A 26,160-nucleotide genomic window follows, 5' to 3' on the forward strand; every position below is an offset into this window, starting at 1 on the left:
CCACCAGTTGCCTGTCAGTTACTGAGCGTCTTGGCACTTACTCAGGTTGGACTTTCACCAACTAGCAATTAACGGCTTGCTGGGCACGCCTTCAATAAGAAAAAGCTATTCTCCTTCTTGAGAATAGCACCCCATTAGCACAATATTATCCTATATTTTTTTATTATCTTTATCCGATAGCAGTTTATCTAATTTTTCTTCTACTCGCTTTAATCTATTATTTCTATTTCTAAGAACAAGTAGCAATAATACTATGATTGCCAAAGGTACAGCTAATAACATAGTAAACATTATTAGCTGAAATAAAATATCTCCCCCATTAAATCGGATTGATGTTAATAAATACAAAATATTCACTCCTTATTACTACCTTATCATAAGAAACTAAATCATTATTGAAGTATTCTGTTCCGTTATCACAAGAAGTGACTGTTCCTGCTGAACAATCGCACCCGTTACTAGAAAATGCTAAGTCTTTTTAAAACCCCTTATGTATCAATAATTGTTAAAATACACAGTGTCATTAAATGTCATTCCAAAATAACTATATTCTATATGAATATTATTTATTTCTTTATTATGAATGACACTAACCCCATAAATTTCATCATCTTTTGAATTAGTTTCATCATCTGATAAAGTTCCTGCTTTTATAGCTACCTCAACTATGTTAGTAAAACCATGTTTTTTCGCATCTTCACTTTTATAATTATCCGTTAGAATAAAACCTTGTGATGAATTACTAACTTGTAATTTCGTTTCTAAAGGTGTTTCATTATTATTTACCGAAACATCTAATATTTTTACTTCTCGAAAACCATTATTACCAATACCAACAACAACTGACTTTTTATCTTCAGTAGATGCAATAGTACCAATCTCCAATGGTGGATTAAATCTTAATAATAAATAAGCACCACCAATAATTAATACGAGAATAAGTATTCCAGTACCTTTCCAACTTAAACTGCCTATTAAATCCGCAAGACCGCCACTGTTTGCTCTATTAAAAGCATCGTTCATACTACCTGTCGGATTTCTTTTTAATTCTTCTTGTCTCAATCTCTCTCTTTTTTGTTCAGGAGTTTCTTTGTTTCTTTGCACTTAAACACCCCCTAAAAATACACAATCATTCTTTATATATTTTACCACAAATAACCATTAACCTTGTTGAACTATTCTGACCCGTTAGCACAACAAGAAAAAAGATGCTGCCGCTGCAACACCTTGTTTAACTCTTGCCCCCTTTAGCTTAATAAGATTTTACTTCATTCCTGAATAAGGGTCACTCACATTCCCTTCTAATTCCTTAATGGTATTTTCAATTTCTTTTCGTACTTCGGTAGTTAAATTTGTGTTTGCTAAAAAGGCTTTTGCTGTAAGAAAACTCTTTTCTAGTCCTAATAAAGCTATTAATGACAATAAGTTATCAGTGAGTAAGTGATTGTCTATTTTCCAATTGCAAACCACCCAATTATCAACACGATTTTTCAAACTCTTTTCTAAATACTCAAACGTATTCCATTGCCGTTCTGCTAATTCATAAAAGGCTTCCGAAATGGCTAACGGACTGGCAGCATAATTCAATTCAACAAAACCTAAAACTTCGTTGAAATGAGATTTTATTTCATTAGCCGATAAATAATCAGGAAGATTCCTATACATATTTAAATCCATAAAGGCACCTCATTTCATCAAGGATTTGGTACTATATTTCTTTACTATTTAGACTAATTCCTTCTTTAACTAACCTGCCCTTTAGTTTAAGTACATTTCTTCACAATCTCACATAGATATCCAGTTTTGTTTAAAGTCTTATTCCATTAAATGGCCCTATAATGAAAAGAAGCGCTGTTCCTTTTTACAGAAAAGCGCCCTTTAATGGAATAACTAGAATATAATATCAATCATAAAATCACTTTCCCACTTTCACTAAAGCATCCGTTAGTAAACTATGCTAAGAAAAATATATTATTTTTCAATATGATTTATATAGTTTTCTAAAAAAGGTTTTATTTCGTTAATTCCTTCTTTCCAAAAACCAATACAAGCAGTAGCATCTACACTTTTACCTTTATACCACGTGGAAATATTGGGTTCTACGTCAGAAATTCGGATCGTCACTACGTTTATATCGGAAACCAAGTTTTTCAATGGATTTAATAAATTCATCCTCCAAATTCTTTGACTCTTTTGTATCTAATTCTTTATTGATTAAACGTTTTATAAAATTTTCTTTATAAATAGAATCCTCCATATTTACCTCCTCAGCTACTGATTCTTTTCTTCTATCTATATAAAACTTGGTTTTGGGTGCATCAACTCCTTTAAGACCTCGACTTTCATTTTGGTCTCTCCCTCAGTGTTTCTCTCACGACTTCTCACCGAGGGGTTCCTTCGAATCCTCCTCCTACCGAAAATTGAGCAATTCCATGCAGAACAAATTACCAATATTTAACGTAAATTAGTATTGTGATAAAAAAAGGAAGGACAGTGCCCATGTATAATTACAATCCGTATCATTACAATCCCTATTATCAAAACGGAATCAATGAACAACAGAAGGTTGCAGTTGAGCCAACTATTATCAGTAACTTTCTTAGGAGGTTATTAGGATGAAGGTCGAAAAAATTGAAGAGGAAATTAATAAATTCAAAACTCACCTTGCTTTTTTGGAGAAACGTTTAAAAGAGATTCAGCAAAGTTGTAATCATCATTTTTGTAAAGGAAATCAATATTATGAAAAATGTATCAAATGTAATAAAGTAAATGTTTTATATTATTAGTAATCAGTGATTATAAAACTGACATGGAAAACTTTAGTTGAACAAAAAAGAATATTGTATTAGAAAGCCCTTAAATTCTAGTAAATATAAGGGCTTTTTTTAATCTAATCACTGATAAGAAAAACAAAACCATTGTTTAAGCTATAAACACAGGCAACTTATCTAGTAGTTAATAGGATGGATATAGTACTTAAATTAGGAGGTGGTGTTTAATGGGATTTTGTTCAAATTGTGGTTTTTATGATGATTTACGCCATTGCTTATCTAGGAATCACAAGCCTGAATACCTGCCAAAATGCGACGTGGCAAAATCAACAACATTCCAACTGGGATTTCCTGGTCCACGGGGACCGTCAAGACTCCAAGGTTAGCTCAATAAGCCTTACTCCACAATCTAGCCCTTTTCATGAAGAAAGACGCTTTCCTTATTTCAGAAAAGCGCCCTTTAGCTTAATAAGAACAGATTTGAAATTCCCCAATGTAACAAAACATCCATAAAAAAAGCTGCTGATGCAGCTTGATGCTTATTCAACTCATGCACCCGTTTACCGAAAGGACGTATTCTCTTTCTGAAAGGTCACTATGTTAATACTCTTCAGGAAAATCAGATTTTAAAAAAGGATTTACTCTAATTTCCTTAGTAGGATATGTTCAAACTACATTTGTTTTATCATATACACTTGGCTAGTCTTTCGTTTAAAGCCTGCTTCCTTTAAACTCTCATAGGTTATTGAACTTTTTCTGATTGGCAGGTTGGGAACCACATAATGAATATTATTTGAATATCTCGAAAAAACCACATGGAGTAATAATTTTATTATCTTGTCTGCACTTTCATTTTTATCCTCTGCCTCACATTGATACAGTACAGTCGTTACATGTTTATTCTCTTCATTAAACACCCTTCGAAAATAAGCATAGCCTATGGCGGCATCACTTGAATTTTTCAGGATGATCGCCTCTCCACCCTTTGCATTTTGCCATTGTGTTTGCCACGGATACATCCCCTTATAGAAGGAAAGTTCTGCAACTTCCTGTGGGGCTGCATTTTCCAATTTGTATTTATGCTCAGTATGGGTGGGTGCATTCTTCTCTATCTGGCCATCTAAACTTAAATATTCTAGATCATCGATGATTTCATAGCCCATTTTTTTATATAGTTGAATGGCTTGATGATTATCACTTATTGCTTCAAGTGTTGCGATATCAACCTTCTCATTCTTAAGAATCGATAAAGTCTCTTCCATTAATAGCTTGCCAATCCCCTTACCTCTTAAAGCTTTAGCAACCCCTGTTCCACCATTCCAGGCAATCCTCTTCCCCTTGAATTCACGAACGCCATTCTTTACAATACCCACTGGTTGATTATCCTGAAAAGCAACAATCGATAAACAGGGAGACAGTCCCTCATGGACTAGCCGATTAATAAATGTTTCAGGTGTGGTTGTCGCATCAAAATAATATCCTTTAAACCCTATATTCCAAGCATCGACTCCCTCTTGAAGCGTACAATCAACTAATCTTTTAATCTCAATCATACACGTTCCTCCTATTTGAAAAGTGTAGCTCATGCCTTCATATTTCATATGATGCCTTCAATCCATTGCCTGCTTTTTTCTAAAATGCTGTCGTACAAATTGGTTTTTTCGGTTGAGCGAAAAGCCGGTTGATGGTATCAACATAATCCTGTTTATTCAATTTTAATTTTCCATATTGATATAGTTTCCTTGCTTCAACTGCTCCCATTACGAGAGAGGAGAAATCAGAATTATCGATCTCCATCTCGACATTAGCAAGGTTTGGCATATTTTCATCTACTGCTAAACGGCCATTTTCAAAAATAAGCAGCCATTTTTCCGGATCGTCAGAATGAAAAGAATCATAGATAGTTAGAGCAACGCGACACGGTGGTGTATGATGATTATCTATCTGTAGCTGTGTAAGAAATTTCTTCACATCAATAATTTTGTACATTAAACCAATACCAGACGTCTTTGTTTCGTGATACACACTTGGAATTAAATGATTGCTGCCATTTCTTGGATCGCTAAGCAAATACTCTAAATCAGCATCTTGAGTGTTCATAATGATTCTATTCACCTGGTCTGCTTGGCTTTGCAGGAATCCGCATAATTGTTCCAACGCTTTGGGTGTTTCATAAACAAACTCTTTAACAATAAGATTATTCATCAAGAAATTATCCTGATTGATATTTTTAAATGAAAAGACAAGATAGCCCCTTAAATCGTCATCCATTACACCGATGATTTTATTTTCTTGATTGTTAAAGACAGCATCAATTTCTTGCTCTGTTTTTAAAATCATGCCATGATTTGCTTTTGCATAACGATTGGCACAACCTAATATCTTACATTTATGAGCTGGGGTAAGATATAGTAACCCTTCTTTCGACAAAGCTTTCGGAAAGCTTGCTGGTTCTATCTCATAATGATTCATCCTCGTCCCGTAACCAAAACCCATTTTCTTATAAAAATCAGGTCGAAATGGATACAGCATCACGATCGATGTTCCTTTTTCTTTAAAATATGAAATGAAAGATTCTATTAATTCTTTTGCGACCTTTTCTTTCTTATGAAGCAAATCAACTGCAACAAGACCAACACCACCAGCATCGATTACATTTCCGCTAACGTTCATTTTGAAATGATGAATTCGCATGCCCCCAAGTAATTCATGATGACGAAATAACCCCCAAAAATCGACTGATTCATCATTATCTTGAATGGATACTAATCTATCTTTATATTTTTTCTTGAAATCAACTGTATTCTGTATTGTTGCTGGATAGGCATTTACGACAATCTCAACGAAGCGTGGAAATTCTTCTTTTTCTAATTTTCTAATGGTACTCTCCATATCATCCCACCTTAAAAGTTTAATTTCCTCTTTTTAGATAGCTTTTTTCTATAAACCGACTAGTTGGTTTATTTGTAAAACGAGTAAAATCCAAATCATAATTGAAAAGGATTTTAAACTAATTGTTACTTCTCTAAAAAAGACATAATCATCCTTTGATAGTTTTCGATTACTTTTTCATAGGGGAACTCATCGTTGACAATTGTATGAATCATTGCACCATCAATGACAGTCCAAAACATATTTGCAACAACCAGTAGATCAATATCTGCCCGGAATTCCCCTGAACTTTGCCCCTCTTTGATAATGTCCATGATTAATTTGAGAAAGAATTTACTGCCTCTTACTTTAAGAATTTTGTTAATTTCTTCATCCCTTGACGAATGAAGTGTAAATTCGTAATGGACGACAATTATTTTTTTTCTATCCTTTTCATAAGGATCCATTCCTTTATATAGTTCGAAAACATAATTTAACTTTTCTGAAGCCGTTTGGAATTCCCCAATTTCATTTAATATACGAGCATTATTCGTTTCGGTTTGCTCAGTCATTAATGCCAAGTAAATTTCATCTTTGCTTTTGAAATAATTATAAATGGCTCCTTTACTAATTCCTGAATGCTTCACAATTTCATCAATGGTGGCAGCTTGAAATCCTTTTCTAGCAAAACAAATTAAAGCACTATCCAGAATTTGCTGCTTCCTTTTTTGCTTATATTCATCCGATACAATGGGTGGCACTTGGATCCCTCCATACGATAAAAACTATTTAGTTACTAATGAAAAGGTGTAAATTTTTATTTTTAATGATAAGAGACTGTTATCAAGTTCATTTACAGTTAAAGAACATTTCTTAGTTATTGTTGTTATATTAAACCAACTGGTCGGTTTATTTCAAGTGAAAAATTTAAAAATTCAAAATTAATTAAATGTTAATTTAGCAATATTTCAAAGCAGGAGAATTTTTCACCCTCACATTCGGATAGGTGACACCACCGATACCGTTAAAGGCTGCATTTATCATGAATTCCATCATCAAGCTTACTCTTGAAATCTCCACATGATAATCTTCAGTTTGAGCCGCCAATTTCAGTAATTGACGGTTAATGCCTTCACTTCGAATCGCCTCACAAAGAACTGTTGTATCATAGGGGTAAAGGGATTACGGGAATTCATCTGCATTTAACTCCCGTGTTGAGCATTGATGTCATTAAGTTCTTGTTCAAAGATTTTCCTCTTTCGTGCTTCTTCTGGGTAATCTTTTTAAAGTAACCTCGTAAATGAAAAGAAAAATAATAAAAACTTCGGTTAGAGTTTTATAACTAAACAGTAGCCCCGTTATCTAAAAACAACGGGGCTACTGTTTGAAAAATAAGCTTTTAAAGCTGTCCAGATACTACTTTTCCTTTAAAAATAACCGCCTCGCGCTTTGGCGTCCTTGCTACTGCTTCTGCTGAACATAATGCATTGACAAGAACAAGGCTTGCTTCGTCTCCTTGGAGCGGCCAAGAAACTTCTCCATCCTTCGTTAAAGGTGTCGGACCACCTGTAGCCCATTTTAATGACTGTGCTAAAGAGCGCTCATCGCTTTTCCTATAAAGTTCACCGTAACGTGTTACCTTTTCTAATACATCCCCTGTTCCATATGGTCCCCAGGAATCATAGAATCCGTCGCATCCTAAGTAGACATTTACTCCCTTGCGATCTAGCAAATCAATTGGCGGAAGGGTTCTTGTAATCGGGATGGTAGACATGATTGACATACCCAGCCCGCTTAATTTATCAGCAATTTCTTCCTGCTGCGGCACCGGCACTTCTCCTAGGCTAAAGGCGTGGCTAACAGCAGCCCGATTATGCCATTTTGCCTCTTCCACCATTTCCGCAAATTTATCAACCGTATAATAGCCAACATGTCCGTTATCATGTAAATGGATATCAATATCTGCATCAAATTCAGTAGCAAGATTCATTACTTCATAGAGTGATTTTTCGATGTTGCGGTCAATTCCTGCTGGGTCCAGTCCGCCGACAAGGTTTGCTCCCGATCTCATTGCTTCTTTCATCAGTGAAATCACATTTTCTCTTAATAAACCATGCTGTGGGAAAGCTACGATCTCATAAGTCAGCTTATCAGAGTAATCCTCTAGAGCCGCTTTTACTCCCTCTAGGTTTTTCAACCCTATATAAGGATCGATATTCACATGCGTACGGATATGTGTGGATCCGTGAGAAAGAAGCAATTCAATCATACTGCTTGCTCGCTGTTTAGCTGTTGGCGCTAATTCCTCAAGCTCCATCGCTTCTAAACGCAACCGTTCTTCCAAATTTTTTGCCGGGATTGGCGCCTTCCAATCAAGAGAAAGATAGGTTTTATCTAAATGGTTGTGCATTTCTTTAAATGTTGGTAATGCTAAAAAACCTTTTCCATCAATTGCTTTTTCACCTAGTGAAATGGCAAAGCTACTACTCTGCTTCTCTATAATTTTACCATCCTCGATTTTCAAATGAAAAAGCTCTGATTTTGTTTCATATACTCCTTTTTCATCCTGTATATATCCAGTTTCTAATCTTACATTTGTTATCCAATATGGAGTGGTCATTCTTTCATTCCTCCTTTATACTTGCACCGGATTTGATTCTGTTAACTTACTTTCAACTTTTTTGCCTTTGAAAAATAATGATTCCACTGAAGCTCTTCTTGCTACTGCTTCAGCTGAACAGGATGCGTTTACGAGCATCATGGTTGCATCATCGCCCACCTTCGGCCAGACACGCTCCCCGTTTTCATTAAGCGGTGTTACACCGCCTGTACCATATTTTAAAGTAGTAGATAAGGAATATTCATCAGACAATCGGAATCTTTCTGCAAGGGTCCCCAGCTTTTGAATCGTATTTCCTGTACCAAAAGGCGACCAGTGATCCGTAATGCTGTCATGTCCAACGGAAACATTAATACCTAACTTATCAAGAGTAGGAATTGGAATGGTGGCACGATTAACCGGAACGGTAGTGCTGACATCAATCTCCTGTTCTTTTAGAATAGCCGCCATTTCAGTGAGTGCTTCCCCTTGTATATCACCTAATGCAATCCCATGGCTGATGGTTGCTTTACCTTTAAGGCCAGCTTCTTTCGTATAATGTGCCATTCTTTCAAAAGTAAATGCTCCTAAAGTATTGGGATCATGTAAATGAATATCGACACCTTTATTATTTTCAGCGGCAATTTCAAAGATCGTGCATAAAGATTTTTCGATGTTACGATCCACTGTTGCTGGGTCAACACCGCCAACTAATGTTGCCCCATTTTTCATCGCATCACGAATTAGCTGGACAGAGTCACTTTTTAACAAGCCATGCTGTGGAAAGGCAACGATTTCATATGTAAGAACATCCTCGTATTTTTTCAAGGCGTTCACCGTTGCCTCTAGATTTTTTAGACCTATCACTGGATCGACATTACAATGGGTGCGAATATGGGTGTGACCATTTTTCAAATACAATTCAATCATTTTTTCTGCACGCTCTTGGGCCGTTGGCAGCAGCTTCGGAAGCAATTCCTTTTCCTCTTCTAATCTAGTAAATATACCTTTTGTAAGTGGAGTACATGCCTTCCATGGACCCCCGTAATAGGTTTTATCGATATGAATATGCATATCTCGTAAAGACGGAAGAAGAAGCTGATTACTGGCATCAACCTGTTTCTCTTCTGTAATCGGAAAAACATGTGTTATTTCAGCAATTTTTCCATCTTCAATTTTTAAGTGGCATATTTCTGTTTCGGTACCGGCAATTCGTTCGTTTTCGAATCTGAAACCTATTTCCAAACGAACATTCGTCAACCAAAAAGTTGTCATTCAAATTCCTCCCTATTTTTTAAAATTAGGAAAAGTACTTTTTGGCAAAAGTACTTTTCCAGATTTGTTATCTTTACTTAATTACTACATCGTCAATCATAAGATAGTTAGCTGCATTCAGCCAAAAACCACTAACGTTTTTACTATGGGCTGCCATATGCTCGTAGTTGCGAATTGGAATATATACAGCATCGTCAATCTCCATTTGCATGACTTCTTCATAAAGATTTAAACGTTTTGCTTCATTTGTTTCTTTACGTGCAGCTTCAATCTTTTGATCTACATCTGGGTTACTATAATAGAAATGATTTCCTGCAGGACCCTGGGATGCAGTATGGAATAAATTATACTGATTGTAGTCTCCATCACCTGTCGCATTACCCCAACCGCCGATAAATAAATCATGCTCACCTTTATTTATCATTTCAATATAAGCTCCATATTCCATTACTTGAATTTTTACATTCACGCCAATACCTTTTAACTGAGATTGAATAACTTCAGCCATGTTAATCCGTTCTTTACGGTCATTTGTTAACAATGTAAGCTCAAGACCGCTTTCATAGCCCACTTCCTTCAATAACTTCTTCGCTTCATTTAAATCATAGTCATATGGTTTTACCTTATCACTATGTCCATACACCTTAGGACTCATTGCTACATTTGCAAGAGTTCCGACATTATTGTACACACCTTTAATAATTGCTTCTCTTTCAATCGCGTGGCTGATTGCTCTACGTACTTTTACATCATCAAACGGTTTTTTCTTTGTGTTAAAACCAACATATTCAACAGCTAGTCCCTCTGTACGATATAGACCCATAGTATCGGACGCTTCAATTCGCTCAAGTTCAGTAACAGGGACTTGGTCATTAATATGTGCTTCCCCTGTTTCAATCATTGCAAGGCGTGTTGTATCCTCAGGTACTACCTTAAATACGACACGATCAATATTAGGCTTCTTACCCCAATAGTTTTCATTTTTCTTTAATGATATTTCTTGACCGCTCTTCCATTCTTCAAATACAAATGGACCAGTGCCAACAGGGTGCTCAGTTAATTTCCCAGGATTTTCAGTTAAGGCTTTTGGACTGATAATACTTCCTTCCTGACTTGCCAAAATTGATAAAAGTGGTGCATAAGGGTAGGAAAGTAATAATTGGACTGTGTGATCATCTACTACTTTTACTTCCGTAATCATTGCAAACTTTTCACGCTGCGGTGATCCGGTATTTGGATCCAATAAACGATCAAATGTTACTTTAACTGCTTCAGCGTTAAATGGTGTTCCGTCATGGAAAGTTACGTCATCTCTTAATTTAAATTCCCAGGTTGTATCATTCACTACATTCCACTCTTTTGCTAATAGCGGCTGAATCTTAAAATCCTTATCCGGTACAACTAATCCCTGATAAACTTTTTGATAAATAATATTTGCTGATGGTATATCTGTAATAAAATGCGGATCTAATTTGGTTGCGTCAGATAGTCGAACTACGGTTAATGTACCACCTTGTTTCGTACCTCCTTTTTTGCTTGCTTCTTCATTAGAAGAATTTGATTTTGTCGAACATGCTTGAGCAACCATTAGCATTAAACCTATTAATAATAATAGAATGCCATTTTTGATGGATCGTCTCTTTCTCTCCATTTTTGCCTCTCCTTCGTTTATTATATATAAAATTCTGAATTCGGAAGGATGATTTTCACGATTCCTTCGAAATCCTTACCTGCATTATAGAAGATGATTCTCTGGAATATTTACAGAATATATACTGAAATTTTAACTATTTTGACAAACAATTTGAAAAATATTTACTTTCATATAATTTTTGATAATTTTGTACATAATCCACAAAAAAATAATCGATTTTTAAAGGAGGAATATTACAGCTAGAAATTTCAGCTTTCAGCTAAATAAAAAAATAAGGAGGGTTTTACATGACACTTGAAGCAAAAACAGAACAACCAGTTGTGGTCAAACAGACAATGAATCATCCGCAAGATTCTAAACTTAAAGATTTTTTATCTATTTTAATGATGAATAAAGCAGCAATGGTCGGTGCCATCATCATTCTTTTCTATATTTTTGTTGCACTCTTCGCACCCTTACTTGCTCCTTATGATCCTTATGAAATTAAATTAGAAAATAAATTATTACCTCCATCGGCAGATCACTGGATGGGAACAGATGATAAAGGAAGAGATATTTTAAGCCGGATACTATATGGTTCCAGACTTTCAATGGGTATTGGAATCACCGCGGTAATCTTTGGTGCATTTTTTGGTATTATTTTTGGACTGATTGCAGGCTATTATGGAAAATGGATTGATTCTACCATTATGAGAATCATGGATATCCTGCTTGCATTTCCAGGAATATTACTAGCTTTGGCAATCATTAGTGCACTTGGACCAGGTTTAATAAATGTAACGATCGCTGTAGGTGCATACTCGATTCCGTTATTTGCCCGAATTGTTCGCGGCTCAACCTTAGAGGTAAAGCGCCTTGAGTACATTGACGCCATCCGGTCACTAGGAGCGAATGATTTAACGATTATTTTTAAACATATCTTACCGAATATACTTTCACCGATTATAGTACAAGGAACATTAAGACTTGCAACCGTCATTCTCTCAGCCGCTGGTCTATCCTTTCTTGGTCTTGGTGCCCAGCCCCCTTCTCCAGAATGGGGAACGATGTTAAGCAGCGGCAGGGATTTCTTATTCTCTGCACCATATATCGCTATTTTTCCAGGGTTGGCAATTTCTATACTAGTTTTAGGTTTTAATATTTTTGGTGATGGATTACGTGATGCATTTGATCCTAGAATGAAGAAATAGAGGAGGTTGACCAACATGTTAATGTTTATATTACGCCGTTTAATGCAAACCATTCCGGTAGTGATCGGGGTAACGTTTGTTGTGTTCTTTATAATGCAGCTTGTTCCGGGGGATCCTGCTGTATTGCTTGCCGGTGAAGGAGCTTCAAAAGAAACGATTGCAGCCATTAGGGAGCAATTAGGTTTAAATAGACCACTATTCGTACAATATTTTGATTACTTGATGAACGTTTTTCGCGGAGATTTCGGAGTTTCTCTTAAAAATAGCCAGCCAGTCCTTGACGAAGTATTAGTAAGATTACCAATCACAATGGAACTTGCGTTTTTTAGTATCATTATTACCATCGTTTTAGGGATGGCAGCCGGTATCATTTCTGCCATTAAACCTTATTCCCTTACCGACACAGCGGTTATGATTGTTGCTTTATTAGGGATTTCATTACCAAGCTTTTGGTTTGGTTTAATGTTGATGTATTTCTTCTCTGTAAAACTGCAAATCCTTCCTGTTGCCGGCTGGGATAGCATCCTTCATACTATCCTTCCAGCTCTAACATTAGGTGCGGGCGGAGCGGCTATTGTAGCCCGTATGACGAGATCAAGTATGCTGGAAGTTATTCGTCAGGATTATATCCGAACAGCACGTGCTAAAGGATTGCGTGAACGAGTTATTATTTATAAGCATGGATTGCGTAATGCATTAATTCCAGTTATTACAGTGGTTGGATTACAGTTCGGAGCTTTACTTGGCGGGACGGTTCTAGTTGAATCCATCTTTGCTATTAATGGACTAGGAAGAATGATTGTTGACTCCATTCGAATGCGGGATTTACCAATGGTTCAAGGCGGAGTATTAGTTGCCTCTCTCGTTTTCGTAGTCGTGAATTTGCTTGTCGATGTACTATATCGATTCTTTAATAAACGGATTGAATTAAATTAACAGGTGGTGAATGAGTATGACTGAGAAAAACAAACCGATTTTAGAGGTAAAAGGCTTAAAAACACATTTCTATACAAAGCGCGGAGTGAGTAAGGCCGTTGATGGCATCGATTTTAGTTTGTATAAAGGGGAAACCTTAGGAATTGTTGGTGAATCCGGTTGTGGTAAAAGTATGACATCCCTTTCCATTCTGCGTTTAATCCCCTCCCCTCCTGGTAAAATTGCGGGCGGACAGGTCCTTTTTAAAGGTAAAGATTTAGTGGCGATGTCCGAGGATGAAATGAGAAAAATTCGTGGAAATGAAATCTCAATGATTTTCCAAGAACCGATGACATCATTGAATCCCGTTATTCCGGTTGGAGAACAAATTGCAGAAGCGTTGAGATTGCATCAAAAAATGGGACGTAAAGCAGCGTGGGAAAAGGCAGTCGAAATGCTTATGCTTGTCGGTATCCCTTCTCCCGAAAAAAGAGCAAAACAAGAGCCTTTCCAATTAAGCGGCGGAATGCGTCAGCGTGTCATGATTGCGATGGCACTTGCTTGTACCCCAGAGGTATTAATCGCTGACGAACCAACAACAGCATTGGATGTTACCATCCAAGCACAAATACTTGAATTGATAAAAGACTTGCAAAACAAATTAGGTATGGGCGTAATTATGATTACTCATGACTTAGGTGTTGTTGCTGAAACTTGTGATACGGTAGCGGTGATGTATGCAGGTAATATTATTGAACATGCATCAACAAAGAAGATTTTTGCCAATCCAAGACATCCTTATACACAAGGTTTGCTAGATTCACTTCCAAAGATTCATGAGGATAAGGAAGAATTACAAACGATTGAAGGCAGTGTTCCAAGTCCATACAATATGCCTGCTGGCTGCCGATTTGCTTCAAGATGCCCATATCAGCAACCGATTTGTCATCAACAGCAGCCAGAGCTTATTGAGCAGAATGATGGTGTAAAGGTTCGTTGCTGGATGTATACAGATAAATGGGCAGATAAAGTTGTAAAAGAGGAGGCTGTAAAATAATGCAGGCTACAGCAGATAAGAAGGTTTTATTACAAGTAGACCATTTAAAGCAATATTTCCCTGTAAAAACAGACTCCATTTTTAAGCCAAAAGCTTATGTAAAAGCAGTAGACGACATTTCCTTCCATCTATATGAAGGTGAGACCTTAAGTATCGTAGGTGAATCAGGTTGCGGAAAATCCACTACAGGACGCGCGATTCTAAGACTTGATGAACCTACAGAAGGGAAGGTTTATTATTCAGGGAAAGACATCTTAGGTTTCAATAAAAAAGAAATGAGAAAGCTTAGAGGAGATTTACAGGTAATTTTTCAGGATCCATTCGCTTCACTTAACCCGCGGCAAACAGTAAAGCAAATTCTAAATGAAGCCATGGCCATCCAAGATGTAGTGAGAAAGCCAAAAAGAATGGATCGAATGCTTGAATTACTAGGCTATGTCGGTCTGCCGCCAGAAGCTCTTGACCGCTACCCTCATGAATTCAGCGGCGGCCAGCGTCAACGGATTGGAATTGCCAGAGCCCTTGCGGTTAATCCAAAATTAATTATTTGCGATGAAGCGGTTTCGGCCTTGGATGTATCCATCCAGGCACAAATCCTGAATCTATTAAAGAAACTGCAAAATCAGTTTGGACTTACCTTTTTATTTATCTCTCACGATTTGAGTGTAGTAAGACATATTTCCAATCGGGTCATGGTTATGTATTTAGGGAAAGTCGTTGAGATTGCAGATAAAAAAGATTTATTTGATACTCCGCTTCACCCATATACACGGGCATTGCTATCATCAATTCCTGTACCAAATCCGGATTTAAAACGGGAGCGCATCATATTAAAAGGAGATGTCCCCTCCCCTATTAATCCGCCAAGTGGCTGCCGATTCCATACCCGCTGTCCATTTGCTACAGAGAAATGTAAAATAGAGGAACCAGCTTTAAGAGAATTAGATACGAATCATTTAGTCAGCTGTCATTACGCTGAAAATTTTCAATAAAAATTATTTACTAAAAATATGAAAATAATATAATATATTATATTAAAAAAGGGAGCAGCATCAACCTCCCTTTTTTCTTCATCTAAAAGGAGAATCTCAGATATGCTAACAGTTGAAGCTTTCTCCCTAAATATCATGATTGCTGCACTTGCACCATTACTTGGAGCTTTTACATTACTTTTTTTATTTATTTTTGAAAAGCGAATTGACCTGCTGGAAAAACAAACTCGGGAAATTGCTTTAGAAAGAGAACTGCAAACTGCACTTTACAATCAATTAAATCAAGAAATTCAGCCTCATTTCTTTTTTAATACATTAAATTCAATATTAAGTTTAGCAAGGCTGGATCGAAAAGCGGAATTAATCCGCTCGATTGAAACTCTTTCAAAGCTGCTTAAATTCAAGTATCAAACTAATAATACATTTATTACCATTGATGAGGAAATAACCTATGTCAATTATTATTTAGAAATACAAAAAATCCGTTTCCGTGACAGGCTTCATTATGAATTATCAATTGATTCAAATGCAAACCAAGCGATTACCATCCCTTTTATTATTCAAACCTTTGTCGAAAATGCTTTTAAACATTCATTTGAAAAATATATTGGTGAAGCCTTTTTAAAAACAACTGTCGAAAAAAAGGAGAAGGAAATCCATATAACAGTGTGGAACAATGCGATTGAAGGCCGTGAGGAACTGTCTCAGGAAAGAGGACTCGGTTTAGAAAACATTACAAAAAGGCTGGAGCTATTATTCCCTAATGGTAAAACATCTGTACAATTAATCAACTCGGACAATGGGACCAGCGTTTTAGCTATTTTTCCATTTATGCTGAATCCCGAAATTTAAGGAAGGTGGACATTTCTAATGAATATCCTGCTAGTAGATGATGAACCGCTAGAATTAGAGCAACTCGAGTACTTAATACTAAAAAAATTTCCAAACTGGAAGATTTTTAAAGCTCAAGATGCGTCTATAGCACTCCAAATCGTTAAGCAGCATGACATCTTTCTTGCTTTTCTTGATATCCAGATTCCTGGGAAAACAGGATTAGAGTTAGCAAAAGAACTATCACAATCTTATACAATCGACATTATCATGGTTACTGCTTATCAAAATTTTGAATATGCTCAAACTTCGATAAGACTTGGGGTAGTTGATTACATAACCAAACCAATCATTGAAGATGAATTGATGGCATTATTAAATAGGTATGAACGAATAGGGCGATACTCGGAGCAAATTGTGAATGCGTTAAAAATTATCCACCAAGAATATAGTGAAAAATTAACGTTAAATTATTTAGCTTCCAAAATCCATATTAACCCTGCCTATTTAAGCCGGAAATTTCAAGAGGAAGTTGGGATGGGCTTTTCCGAGTATTTAAATGATTTTCGCTTAAAGGAAGCTCAAAAAATGCTCATAGAGTTTCCTGATTTAAGTATTAGTACGATTTCGGAAAGATGCGGTTTTAACAGCCAGCATTACTTCAGCCAAATTTTCCGAAAAATGACAGGACAATCACCCAGGGATTATCGCTTAAGGGAGACATTCCATTGAAAAAAAATGATTATCAGTTATATATTAGCGGTACCATTAAACTTGGAGTAAGCTTTGGAGTTGTTAGTTTACTGGCTCGCTGGGTGACAGGAAATACAATTCTTTCCTCACCGGAAACCTTGGTCAAATACGGACTGATTGGCGGAATTGGGTACTCGCTAGTGGGAGCCTTAACCCTTATTTTGTTTGGATTTTTGGCAAAAAAAATCCGTAAAAATTATCCTGGTCAGCATACCATCGGAGATGTTTTAAGACAAAAATTAACACCAAGCGGATATTGGCTTATGATAATTGTTCTTTTCCTGACAAGCTTTTATTCTTTATTTGTCCAAGCAATGGGAGCAGGAATGCTCATTCACATCATTTTTCCGATTCCTAAATTTATAGGGATATTGTTATTTTTAACATTTTGCTTTTTTATCGGAGGAGTCGGAGGCATGCAGCGCCTTCACCAGGTGGCAGGTATTAATGTCACCCTTATTTTTGCTGCTGTCATCATTATCCCAGTCTACTTTTTTATTCAAGAAGGTGTTTACCCTGTTTATGATGGCATTAGGCTATACCACCCCTATTTGTTGTATATAAAAAATACGGATGCCATTTGGTTTATTTTCACAGCAATCTTTGTCTTTTTTGGACAAATTTTGATTGACCGTGCCTCATGGCAAAGAATATTTATACTCCAAAAAGAAAAGGTTCGAATAACCTTTACCTTAACCGGATTAATTTGGGCAACCATCCCACTGGCTTTATCTTCCTTATTAATGATAACGATCTTTGGCAGAAGCTTTGAAAATATTTATTCACTCTTCTTTGAACTAGTGAACAAAATTCAATCAACAGTACTGATCGTCCTATTTGTTGTCTTTTGCTTTAGTTCAATCGCTTCGGCACTTAGTGCAGAATTACACGCTACAACAAGCATTTTTGTGAAAAATGTAATGGAAATGTTTTGTAAGCTAACAAACGATGAGAAATGGAAATATACCTATGTTTTTTCAGGGGCAATATGTATTTGTTTACTTGTAATCGTCAGTATTCTTACGCCCAGCCCGCTCACATTATTATTTTTCTTCGGAAATATATATGCTGCAATGATTAGTCCGATGCTGTATATCATATTTAGCAAAAGTGTTCTTCCTTTCATAGTCCCTTTTTCGTCATTCATTGGGGCAATCGGAGGCTATGTTTTTCTGACGGTAAAGGAAGACTTTAACGCAATTTGGCTAAGCTTTGCTATTTCAGCTTTTCTTTGTTTAATTGTCTTTATATATAAATCAATAACCAAAAAAAATATACAGGTATTATAATATCTATTATTTTTCTATCTAGTAATGTATTTAACTTACCTATGATTAAAGAATACAATATGAGGCTGGTTCTAAGTGGTCATTTAATGACCTTAGTACCAGCCTCTTTTGTTTTTTTTACTATTTAATGCTTACATTATTAATTTCTAAATATCCAGCTGCACTGATTCTAAAACCATCAACATTTTTTGAAATAGCAGCTAAATTTTCAATGACACGTACTGGAATATATACAGCATCCTTCATTTCCAACTCTTGTACTTGCGCATAAATCTGCTTGCGTTTTTCTTGATTACTTTCTTTTCGTGCTGCTTCTATCAAACGATCAACCTCTTCATTACCGTAAAAGAAGGTATTTCCTGCTGATCCCTTTGAGGCGGAGTGGAAAAGATTATATTGATTATAATCAGCATCACCTGTTGCATTTCTCCAGCTGCTGATAAACATTTGCGAGTCGCCCCTATTTCTTTGCTCTACAAAAGCTCCATTCTCCATTACTTGTATCTTCACGTCAACTCCAATCCCCTTTAATTGTGATTGAAGTACTTCAGCTAGATTGATTCTTTCCTTGGCATCCATTGTTAGCAGTGTGGTTTCAAAACCATTTGGATAGCCTGCTTCCGCCAGTAATTTCTTTGCTTCATTAAGATTATATTCATAAGCTTCCAATCCGTCATGAAATCCATATACTTGAGAGCCTAATAAAGAATTCGCTTTTTTTCCTATATTATTAAATACACCTTTGATTATGGCATCCATTTCGACTGCATGTGAAATGGCTTTACGAAAACGAACATCATTAAATGGTTTTTTCTCTACATTAAAGCCGATATATTCTGTGCCAAAACCTTCACTGCGGTAGACTTCCATCCTTGTTGATGCATCTACAGTCTCCTTCATGGTTACAGAAAGCGGTTCCGCAATATGGGCTTCACCTGTCTCAATCATAGAAATTCTGGTTGTTTCCTCTGGCACAATCTTAAAAATAACTTCATCTACTTTTGCCTTTTCACCAAAATATTGATTATTTTTAACTAATACAATCTCTTGACCTGGGGTCCATGATTTAAATGCAAAAGGTCCCGTTCCATTTGGTTCATTAATTATGTTCTTTCCAAATTTCTCAATCGTTATAGGGCTGATAATACCTCCTTCATGACTAGCTAGAATGGAGAGTAACGGTGCAAACGGCTCATTTAAGATAAATTGAACCGTGTAGTCATTGATAACCTTTACTTCGTTAACCATTTTAAATACACCGGCCCTAGGTGCTTTTACATTTGGATCTAAAAGCCTGTCAAAATTTGTTTTGACAGCGCTTGCATTAAATGGTGTTCCATCATGGAATTTTACGTCATCCCTAAGTTTAAATTCCCAGGTTTTATCATCCACCTGGTTCCATGATTCTGCCAACAATGGTTGGATATTAGCATTCTTATCACGGCCAACAAGCCCTTCATAAACTTTTCCATGAGTAACACTCGCAGCATTGATGGTATTCATAAAATGGTGATCTAAGTTTTCAGCATCCGACAAACGAACAATAACTAGTGTACCGCTTTCCTTGGATGTTGTTTCCTTATTTTCTCCGCTTTTACTGACATTCCTGTTGGTAGAACAGCCTGTAATAATAATTGCCATCAACATTACTAGGAACAGTTTCCTAATATGTAATTTCCTTTTCATTACTTTCCCCCTATTAGCAATTGAATTTTCCTGCATATTTCATTATAAAAAATATTCGGATTATTTTTCTCGAATATCATTACTACATTTTTCGTTTTCTTTACTACTTTTTTTTGGAAATATAGTAGAACGAAATATGATAATAAGAGCTATCCTGTTGGATAACCCATTTATCAATTTTTAAATTAATCTATTGATCCGGAAACTAAATTTCCTTTAAATAAAACTGCTTTGCGTTTAGATCTCCTTGCAATAACTTCTGCAGAGCAGCTAGCATCTACTAGAACCATATTTGCAGCTACTCCTGGTTTAGGCCAAACTTGGTTACCATCTTTGTCTAAAGCAGTTAATCCCCCAGTAATATATTTAAGAGTTTGGGAGAGTGATAGCTCGTCTGTCCATCTGTAACGCTCAAGGAGACGTCCTGCCCTTTCAAGAACATCACCATTTCCTGTCGGCCACCAGGAATCATAGATATTATCATTACCTACAGCTACTTCAACTCCACATTCAGTTAAAAGATTTACAGGGGGAATGTTTCGTCCAATCGGCAGACTTGTAACAATTGAAATTCCTGCATCTTTTAATACGCCTGCCATTTCAATGGCTTCATCCTTCGAGACATCTCCTAGTCCAAATGCATGGCTAACAGCTACTCTTCCTTCCCAGCCCGCTTGCTTTGTTAAATAAGCAAGACGTTTCATTGTGAAAGTTCCCAAATGACCTGGGTCGTGCAAATGTAAATCGATATCCGCATTCCCTTCAACAGCTAAATCCATTAATTGGACCAATGATGCTTCAATGTTATTATCGACTGTTGCAGGATCGACCGCTCCCACAATCCCTGCGCCGTTTCTCAAAGCTTCCCTAACTAATGGTACAGTTCCTGGGCGGAGCAAGCCATGCTGGGCAAAAGCAACAATTTCAGAGCTCATTCGATTCGAATATGTTTCTAATGCATCGCTGACACATAGTAAATTTTGCAATCCCACTTCTGGATAAATATCCACATGGGTTCTAACATGGGTAGAACCGTATGACAATAATATTTCAAGCAAAGCTTCTGCACGTTTCTGTGTGCTGGATGGAATGGATGCTAGAATATTTTTTTCAATTTCACATCGTTCAATCACGCCAGAAGCCGGGATGCAAGCACGCCAATCCTCACTCATATATGTCTTATCTAAATGAACATGCTTTTCTTTAAAAGATGGAAGCAGCAGCAATCCTTTTGCATCTTTTACAGGCAGTTCATTTGCTATAGGCTCTGCTTCTTTTACAATTTTCGTAATTTTACCATCTTCAATAAATAAATGAAATAGCTCTGTCTTTGTTCCGGTAACTCTTTCATTTTCCTTTATATAACCCGTTTCTAAACGAACATTTTTCAGCCAAAAATTTTCAAACATTTTAAAACACCCTTTCTTATACTAATAACATGATAAAAGGGCGTATCAAAAAATAGATATCCCTCTTATTTTTTATTATTTAATAGAAACATCATTGATTTCTAAATAACCTGACGGGCTAATTGAAAAGCCTTCTACATTTTTTGTCACAGCTGCTAGGTTTTCAATCACTCGTACTGGAATATATACAGCATCTTCCATTTCCAGTTCCTGTGACTTCGCATATAGTTCGATGCGCTTATTTTGGTCTTTTTCTTTACGGGCATCCTCAATTAAATGGTCTACTTCTTCATTACTATAGAAGAAGGTATTTCCAGCTGCTCCATGAGAATTCGTATGGAAAAGATTGTATTGGTTATAATCTGCATCTCCGGTTGCGTTTCTCCAGCTGAGAATAAACATTTCAGAGTCCCCTTTGTTTGCTTGCTCGATAAACGTACCATACTCTAGAACCTGAATATTAACTTTAACACCGATTCCTTTTAACTGTGATTGAAGTACCTCAGCCATATTAATTCTTTCTTTACTGTCCATCGTTTTTATAGTAGTTTCGAAGCCATCAGGATAACCTGCTTCAGCCAGTAATCTCTTTGCTTCATTTAGATTATATTCATAGGCTTTCATATCTGCATTGAAGCCAAAAACCTTTGATCCTAATAATGAATTCGCTTTTTTACCTACATTATTGTATACACCTTTAATAATTGAATCCATTTCAACAGCATAAGCGATTGCTTTACGAACTCTTGCATCATTAAAAGGTTCTTTTTGAACATTAAAGCCTATATACTCTGTTCCAAATCCTTCACTGCGATAAACTTCAGCAGCTGAAGAAGCTTCAACCGTAGACATCATAGGTACTGACAGCGGTTCAGCAATATGTGCTTCACCTGTCTCTAGCATAGAAATTCTTGTCGTTTCTTCCGGTACTACCTTGAATAGGACTTTATCAACCTTTGCCTTATTTCCCCAATATTCATTATTCTTAGTAAAAACAATTTCTTGACCAGGTGTCCAGGATTCAAAAACTAATGGACCTGTTCCATTCGGTTCATTAATAATTTTTTCCCCAAACTTCTCAATCGCTTTTGGACTAATTATTCCGCCTTCGTGGCTGGAAAGAATGGAAAGTAATGGTGAGAAAGGCTCCGACAAAATAAATTGAACAGTATATTCATCAACAACCTTCACTTCTTGAACCATTTTAAAAACAACTGCTCTTGGTGAACCAACATTCGGGTCCAACAGACGATCAAATGTCGCCTTTACAGCATCGGCGTTAAAAGGAGTACCATCATGGAATTTTACATCTTTTCTAAGTTTAAATTCCCATGTCACATCATCAAGCTGTTTCCATTCTTCTGCAAGCAAAGGGTTAATTTCGGCATTTTTATCCCTACCTACAAGACCTTCATAAATTTTGCTATGGGTGACACTTGCCGCATTGATTGTTGACATAAATTGATGATCGAGGTTCTCAGCATCTGATAATCGGGCAATGATTAAAGTCCCCCCATCCTTTGATGCACTTTCACCGTAATTTTCCTTTGTGCTGACTTCCTTTTTAGTAGAACATCCGGTAATAATTATTGCCATCAGTAATACTAGAAAAAATCTTCCAAACCTCCATTTACCACTCATGGTCCTTGACCCCCTGAATATTTATTAAGTTACATCTCTTGTCTAATTATAAGAAATATTCAGATTACTTTATTCAAAAATATTTACTTTATTTTTCAATATCTTTACTTCTTTTTAAGTTTAGATGGAATCCACTATTTTAAAGGATGGTGGAAGCAATTCATTTTCAGGAAGCTGCTTGTAATCTCTTTCCAAATATCCTTTTCTCATTTTATTAAAATATTTTTGGCCCTTGATTTTGATTTCTTCTAAATCAAGATTAGGAATTTTACGGTCTTTCATGACTACCTTTCCGTTAATAATCGATAATTTCACGTCTCTTCCCGACCCACTGGCAATCATTGTTCGAATCGGATCATCGATTACTCCCATATGGAAACCATCTAAGTCAATTGCGATAATATCCGCTTTTGCTCCAACGGAAAGTCTGCCTAGATCATCCCTTCCAAGAAAGTTAGCACCGCCAAGAGTTACCGAGCGAAATAAATCCGCATAGGTAGAATCTTCCACATCCTTTTCAATTATGCGTGAAAACATGCTGCCTGTTCGAATGTTCTGAAACATATCTGGAGGAAATGTATCAGTACCTAGTGCTAAATTGATGCCTGCCCTTTTATATTTTGCAAATGATTCCAATGCAGAAGCATGCCTTCCAATAATTAATGGACAATGGATGACCGTTGTATTGGTCTCTTTAAGCAGAGCTATATCATCGCCCTCTCCGGTCTTTGCTTCACTGTAGCCTGCAATAAAGTGAGCATGTGGAATTCCGGTTTTTGGACCTAAAAAACCAAGATCATACAAATAACGAATTGGGGTCATGCCGTGTTTTTCGACAATTGTGTGGTATTCAAAGCTTCCTTGTGCTGCATGGAGTTTGATTGGAACATCTAATTTGTCACTATAATATTTCGTCTGTTTTAGGCTTTCTTCTGTTTGACATTCAATCCGTTCTGGTGCAAGCATCCCTTTAACCAATCCATCATAGGCACCATCAAATTCTTCAACGAATTTTACCGCTCGCTCGAGTCCTGATCTCCCTGCTTCTTCATCCCAGTAAAGCTTGATGGTTCCATCAGGTTCCACCACTCGAATTCCGGATTGATAACTTGGTCCTAAATAGATTCTTAATCCTAATTTTCCTGCATGATTAGCAGCTGCGGCCAGCTCCTCATATGTTTCCGCCCATTTCTTATAAAATACAGAGGTAATCGGCATCGCGGTGGTAATACCATGAAGAATCAATTGCGAATAGGCATAGAGAGATTTAAATGCTTCTTCTTCCGCTGTCATGACTTCATGATGTCCCTTTTCAACATAACGCTCTGACCAGAGCAGGTTTTTCTGTCTATTTGTACTTGCTTCTAAATGTAAAATATCATGGTCAATGTCACCCAATGCATTTAAATCGATGAATCCTGGACTAATGAGGGCATTTCCTGCATCAATTACTTCATTCACTGCTCCAGTGTAATTTTTTCCCACATAAATAATTGTATCATTTTCATATACAACCTCTGCATTTTCTAAAATGACGTGATCATTCCCGTCAAAACCAATTACATATCTTCCATTAAGCTTTGTTATCATCTCAATTCTCCTTTCAATCTAGTAATGCTGTAATCTTCTTCGTTATAACGCTTTTCATCTACATAGCTCCGGGCATGACCCCAGAAATACTTAGTTGGCTGCATATATTTTTCGAGTCCGGCGCGCTTGATTGTTGCATTAGCCTCTTCATTAGCTTCAAATAACACAGTGGATTCATTGACAGTATCAACTTTTCGACCTTCCATGATAACCTTCCCATCGACAATCACATGATCAACATCATTAGCAACGGCTTGATAGACCAAGCGATGGATATGCATAAATTCCGGGGTTAAGTGCGGCTGATTAAGATTAACGGTTATCACGTCTGCTTTTTTACCAATTTCTAGTGAACCTAGTTCATCATCCCAGCCAATGCATTTCGCCGCATCAATCGTTACCATTTCCAATAATTTACCCGGCGGTAAATAATATTCATCCCGTAGTGCCGCTTGGTGAACAAATTGTGTTTTTCTCATCGCTTGAAACATATCAAAGCTTGTACAAGGAGAAGTTCCATCCGTCGAAATAGCAACGGTTGCTCCCAATTCAATTAACTCAGGTATTGGAGTTCGCGCACTAGCCTGTGTTATACCTGGAGAGGCACTTACATTCGTACCTGTCTCTGCCAAAATTCTTGCCTCATCGAATGAAATCCCCCTACAATGTTGTAGGTGCACGTCAGGGCCTAACAAAGCATTTTCCCGATCCTGTACAGCAAGATGAATCATTCCGCCAAAGGCATCAGAATGGATTCTTGTTTTATACTTCCTCGCAATCTCACGAATTTTCTTTGCTTGATATAGATCATGATTGGTTAATCCATAAAGCTTCGCAGGTGAAGTCGGACCCGATGGCTCTATGGAGGTAACAATGACAAAAGGCGTAATAAAAGCACGAGTCCGGTCTTCATTGGCATGATTCAATGCTTCAATGACTTTTTCTGCCTCCTGCAGTACTTCTTCATACGTTACTTCTTTCGTAACTCTTTTTCCATCAACCCAGCGGCTGAATAAATGAGGCCAAGGTGGATTACATGGTCCCGTACAGACAACCTCTCTAATCCCGACCTCTGCGTATGCTTTCGCATGATTGATCGCAAAGATCGGATCATCGGACCGCGGCATTGAACCTAAAACCGACACGCCAGTGGTAATACCAGCTTTTAACCGCTCTAGGGCAGAGAGTTTTCCTTCATAATACCAAAATTCATCCGTGACGAAATGCTTATACGTATTCGTCATTATCGGCATCCAAAAATCAATATTTTCCATCGCGATAGTCTTAAACATCGAATGGCCGCCATGGCCATGAACATCGATTAATCCTGGCAAAATACACTGATGACTGCAATCAATCAGTTTCTTTGCTTCATATTTTGATGTAAGATTTTCCGTTAAACCGATATCTAATATTCTTCCTTCATTAATAGCTATAGCACCGTCTAGAAGAATTCGTCTATTCACATCCATAGTAATAACGGTTCCGTGAACTAGCAGCAAATCAATCATTTTTCCCCTCCTAATCTACCTAATATTTATTGAACTTTTTCATTGCTAGATTCCATTATAGATAAAGGACAAAGGTTTTTTTTTCGGAATTATTACTCTTTTTTATAATATTTCTACTTCTTTACT

Annotated in this window: 22 protein-coding genes and 1 pseudogene; 8 read left to right on the forward strand and 15 right to left on the reverse strand. The window is 36.8% G+C overall.

Going from position 1 to position 26,160, the window contains the following annotated elements; all coding sequences use genetic code 11:
- Positions 1-150: 150 nt before the first annotated feature.
- The 4 genes and pseudogenes from F7731_RS24625 to F7731_RS26675 form a co-directional block, all read right to left on the reverse strand.
- Entirely contained in the window at positions 151-348 is a 198-nt protein-coding gene (locus F7731_RS24625; protein ID WP_246197438.1) for a hypothetical protein, read from the reverse strand.
- 570 nt (positions 349-918) lie between these two features.
- A pseudogene (locus tag F7731_RS26995) lies at positions 919-1,104 on the reverse strand (DUF6366 family protein); the annotation flags it as partial.
- Positions 1,105-1,263: 159 nt separating this feature from the next.
- Entirely contained in the window at positions 1,264-1,677 is a 414-nt protein-coding gene (locus tag F7731_RS24635; RefSeq protein ID WP_151537432.1) for a hypothetical protein, read from the reverse strand.
- Positions 1,678-2,104: 427 nt separating this feature from the next.
- Entirely contained in the window at positions 2,105-2,257 is a 153-nt protein-coding gene (locus tag F7731_RS26675; RefSeq protein ID WP_170289800.1) for a hypothetical protein, read from the reverse strand.
- Between the two features lie 358 nt (positions 2,258-2,615).
- Here F7731_RS26675 and F7731_RS24640 point away from each other — a divergent pair, with 358 nt between their 5' ends.
- Complete coding sequence (locus F7731_RS24640) at positions 2,616-2,786, forward strand: serine protease (protein WP_151537433.1); 171 nt, start codon at positions 2,616-2,618, stop codon at positions 2,784-2,786.
- A gap of 656 nt (positions 2,787-3,442) precedes the next feature.
- On the opposite strand, the gene F7731_RS24645 is transcribed toward F7731_RS24640, so the two are convergent.
- The 6 genes from F7731_RS24645 to F7731_RS24670 all read right to left on the reverse strand — a co-directional run bounded on the left by F7731_RS24645 (position 3,443) and on the right by F7731_RS24670 (position 11,167).
- Positions 3,443-4,324, reverse strand: coding sequence for a GNAT family N-acetyltransferase (locus tag F7731_RS24645; RefSeq protein WP_151537434.1), 882 nt, complete (start codon positions 4,322-4,324; stop codon positions 3,443-3,445).
- Positions 4,325-4,403: 79 nt separating this feature from the next.
- On the reverse strand, positions 4,404-5,663 hold the full coding sequence (locus tag F7731_RS24650; protein ID WP_151537435.1) for a GNAT family N-acetyltransferase: 1,260 nt from the start codon (positions 5,661-5,663) through the stop codon (positions 4,404-4,406).
- A 125-nt stretch (positions 5,664-5,788) separates the two neighbouring features.
- Entirely contained in the window at positions 5,789-6,403 is a 615-nt protein-coding gene (locus F7731_RS24655; RefSeq protein WP_151537436.1) for a TetR/AcrR family transcriptional regulator, read from the reverse strand.
- A gap of 638 nt (positions 6,404-7,041) precedes the next feature.
- Entirely contained in the window at positions 7,042-8,262 is a 1,221-nt protein-coding gene (locus tag F7731_RS24660) for an amidohydrolase (RefSeq protein ID WP_151537437.1), read from the reverse strand.
- A gap of 15 nt (positions 8,263-8,277) precedes the next feature.
- Positions 8,278-9,516, reverse strand: a complete 1,239-nt coding sequence (locus F7731_RS24665; RefSeq protein ID WP_151537438.1) for an amidohydrolase family protein — start codon at positions 9,514-9,516, stop codon at positions 8,278-8,280.
- A 73-nt stretch (positions 9,517-9,589) separates the two neighbouring features.
- Positions 9,590-11,167, reverse strand: a complete 1,578-nt coding sequence (locus F7731_RS24670; RefSeq protein ID WP_151537439.1) for a glutathione ABC transporter substrate-binding protein — start codon at positions 11,165-11,167, stop codon at positions 9,590-9,592.
- A 338-nt stretch (positions 11,168-11,505) separates the two neighbouring features.
- Between F7731_RS24670 and F7731_RS24675 the strand changes: the two genes are divergently transcribed.
- The 7 genes from F7731_RS24675 to F7731_RS24705 all read left to right on the forward strand — a co-directional run bounded on the left by F7731_RS24675 (position 11,506) and on the right by F7731_RS24705 (position 18,197).
- Positions 11,506-12,360: an ABC transporter permease gene (locus F7731_RS24675; RefSeq protein WP_246197443.1), complete on the forward strand. Its 855-nt coding sequence runs from the start codon at positions 11,506-11,508 to the stop codon at positions 12,358-12,360.
- Positions 12,361-12,375: 15 nt separating this feature from the next.
- Positions 12,376-13,296: a nickel ABC transporter permease gene (gene nikB, locus F7731_RS24680; protein WP_151537441.1), complete on the forward strand. Its 921-nt coding sequence runs from the start codon at positions 12,376-12,378 to the stop codon at positions 13,294-13,296.
- Between the two features lie 16 nt (positions 13,297-13,312).
- Entirely contained in the window at positions 13,313-14,332 is a 1,020-nt protein-coding gene (locus F7731_RS24685; RefSeq protein WP_151537442.1) for an ABC transporter ATP-binding protein, read from the forward strand.
- Positions 14,332-15,324: an ABC transporter ATP-binding protein gene (locus F7731_RS24690; protein ID WP_151537443.1), complete on the forward strand. Its 993-nt coding sequence runs from the start codon at positions 14,332-14,334 to the stop codon at positions 15,322-15,324. The genes F7731_RS24685 and F7731_RS24690 overlap by 1 nt, the downstream gene beginning before the upstream one ends.
- A 102-nt stretch (positions 15,325-15,426) precedes the next feature.
- Entirely contained in the window at positions 15,427-16,176 is a 750-nt protein-coding gene (locus F7731_RS24695; protein WP_151537444.1) for a sensor histidine kinase, read from the forward strand.
- 18 nt (positions 16,177-16,194) lie between these two features.
- On the forward strand, positions 16,195-16,887 hold the full coding sequence (locus tag F7731_RS24700; RefSeq protein WP_151537445.1) for a response regulator transcription factor: 693 nt from the start codon (positions 16,195-16,197) through the stop codon (positions 16,885-16,887).
- Entirely contained in the window at positions 16,884-18,197 is a 1,314-nt protein-coding gene (locus F7731_RS24705) for a sodium:solute symporter family transporter (protein ID WP_151537446.1), read from the forward strand. The genes F7731_RS24700 and F7731_RS24705 overlap by 4 nt, the downstream gene beginning before the upstream one ends.
- Positions 18,198-18,317: 120 nt before the next feature.
- Here F7731_RS24705 and F7731_RS24710 read toward each other — a convergent pair whose 3' ends face one another.
- The 5 genes from F7731_RS24710 to F7731_RS24730 form a co-directional block, all read right to left on the reverse strand.
- Positions 18,318-19,883 (reverse strand): glutathione ABC transporter substrate-binding protein, encoded by a 1,566-nt coding sequence (locus F7731_RS24710; RefSeq protein WP_151537447.1) that lies wholly within the window; start codon positions 19,881-19,883, stop codon positions 18,318-18,320.
- Positions 19,884-20,068: 185 nt separating this feature from the next.
- Positions 20,069-21,292: an amidohydrolase gene (locus F7731_RS24715; protein WP_151537448.1), complete on the reverse strand. Its 1,224-nt coding sequence runs from the start codon at positions 21,290-21,292 to the stop codon at positions 20,069-20,071.
- A 75-nt stretch (positions 21,293-21,367) separates the two neighbouring features.
- Positions 21,368-22,933 (reverse strand): glutathione ABC transporter substrate-binding protein, encoded by a 1,566-nt coding sequence (locus F7731_RS24720; RefSeq protein ID WP_151537449.1) that lies wholly within the window; start codon positions 22,931-22,933, stop codon positions 21,368-21,370.
- Positions 22,934-23,053: 120 nt separating this feature from the next.
- Positions 23,054-24,523, reverse strand: a complete 1,470-nt coding sequence (locus F7731_RS24725; RefSeq protein WP_151537450.1) for an amidohydrolase family protein — start codon at positions 24,521-24,523, stop codon at positions 23,054-23,056.
- Entirely contained in the window at positions 24,520-26,034 is a 1,515-nt protein-coding gene (locus F7731_RS24730; RefSeq protein WP_151537451.1) for an amidohydrolase family protein, read from the reverse strand. Before F7731_RS24730 ends, F7731_RS24725 begins: the two co-directional genes overlap by 4 nt.
- Between the last annotated feature and the right edge of the window lie 126 nt (positions 26,035-26,160).

Origin of the sequence: Cytobacillus depressus (genome assembly GCF_008923245.1) — a bacterium.
Lineage (GTDB): Bacteria > Bacillota > Bacilli > Bacillales > Cytobacillaceae > Cytobacillus > Cytobacillus depressus.

Bases quoted from the DNA above. Each gene is read 5' to 3' on its own strand.
- F7731_RS24690 (WP_151537443.1), top strand. From the start codon at position 14,332: ATGCAGGCTACAGCAGATAAGAAGGTTTTATTACAAGTAGACCATTTA.
- F7731_RS24635 (WP_151537432.1), bottom strand. From the start codon at position 1,677: ATGGATTTAAATATGTATAGGAATCTTCCTGATTATTTATCGGCTAAT.
- F7731_RS24730 (WP_151537451.1), bottom strand. From the start codon at position 26,034: ATGATTGATTTGCTGCTAGTTCACGGAACCGTTATTACTATGGATGTG.
- F7731_RS24700 (WP_151537445.1), top strand. From the start codon at position 16,195: ATGAATATCCTGCTAGTAGATGATGAACCGCTAGAATTAGAGCAACTC.
- F7731_RS26675 (WP_170289800.1), bottom strand. From the start codon at position 2,257: ATGGAGGATTCTATTTATAAAGAAAATTTTATAAAACGTTTAATCAAT.
- F7731_RS24720 (WP_151537449.1), bottom strand. From the start codon at position 22,933: ATGAGTGGTAAATGGAGGTTTGGAAGATTTTTTCTAGTATTACTGATG.
- nikB (WP_151537441.1), top strand. From the start codon at position 12,376: ATGTTAATGTTTATATTACGCCGTTTAATGCAAACCATTCCGGTAGTG.
- F7731_RS24715 (WP_151537448.1), bottom strand. From the start codon at position 21,292: ATGTTTGAAAATTTTTGGCTGAAAAATGTTCGTTTAGAAACGGGTTAT.
- F7731_RS24685 (WP_151537442.1), top strand. From the start codon at position 13,313: ATGACTGAGAAAAACAAACCGATTTTAGAGGTAAAAGGCTTAAAAACA.
- F7731_RS24660 (WP_151537437.1), bottom strand. From the start codon at position 8,262: ATGACCACTCCATATTGGATAACAAATGTAAGATTAGAAACTGGATAT.
- F7731_RS24725 (WP_151537450.1), bottom strand. From the start codon at position 24,523: ATGATAACAAAGCTTAATGGAAGATATGTAATTGGTTTTGACGGGAAT.
- F7731_RS24650 (WP_151537435.1), bottom strand. From the start codon at position 5,663: ATGGAGAGTACCATTAGAAAATTAGAAAAAGAAGAATTTCCACGCTTC.
- F7731_RS24675 (WP_246197443.1), top strand. From the start codon at position 11,506: ATGAATCATCCGCAAGATTCTAAACTTAAAGATTTTTTATCTATTTTA.
- F7731_RS24710 (WP_151537447.1), bottom strand. From the start codon at position 19,883: ATGAAAAGGAAATTACATATTAGGAAACTGTTCCTAGTAATGTTGATG.
- F7731_RS24645 (WP_151537434.1), bottom strand. From the start codon at position 4,324: ATGATTGAGATTAAAAGATTAGTTGATTGTACGCTTCAAGAGGGAGTC.
- F7731_RS24665 (WP_151537438.1), bottom strand. From the start codon at position 9,516: ATGACAACTTTTTGGTTGACGAATGTTCGTTTGGAAATAGGTTTCAGA.
- F7731_RS24670 (WP_151537439.1), bottom strand. From the start codon at position 11,167: ATGGAGAGAAAGAGACGATCCATCAAAAATGGCATTCTATTATTATTA.
- F7731_RS24640 (WP_151537433.1), top strand. From the start codon at position 2,616: ATGAAGGTCGAAAAAATTGAAGAGGAAATTAATAAATTCAAAACTCAC.
- F7731_RS24695 (WP_151537444.1), top strand. From the start codon at position 15,427: ATGCTAACAGTTGAAGCTTTCTCCCTAAATATCATGATTGCTGCACTT.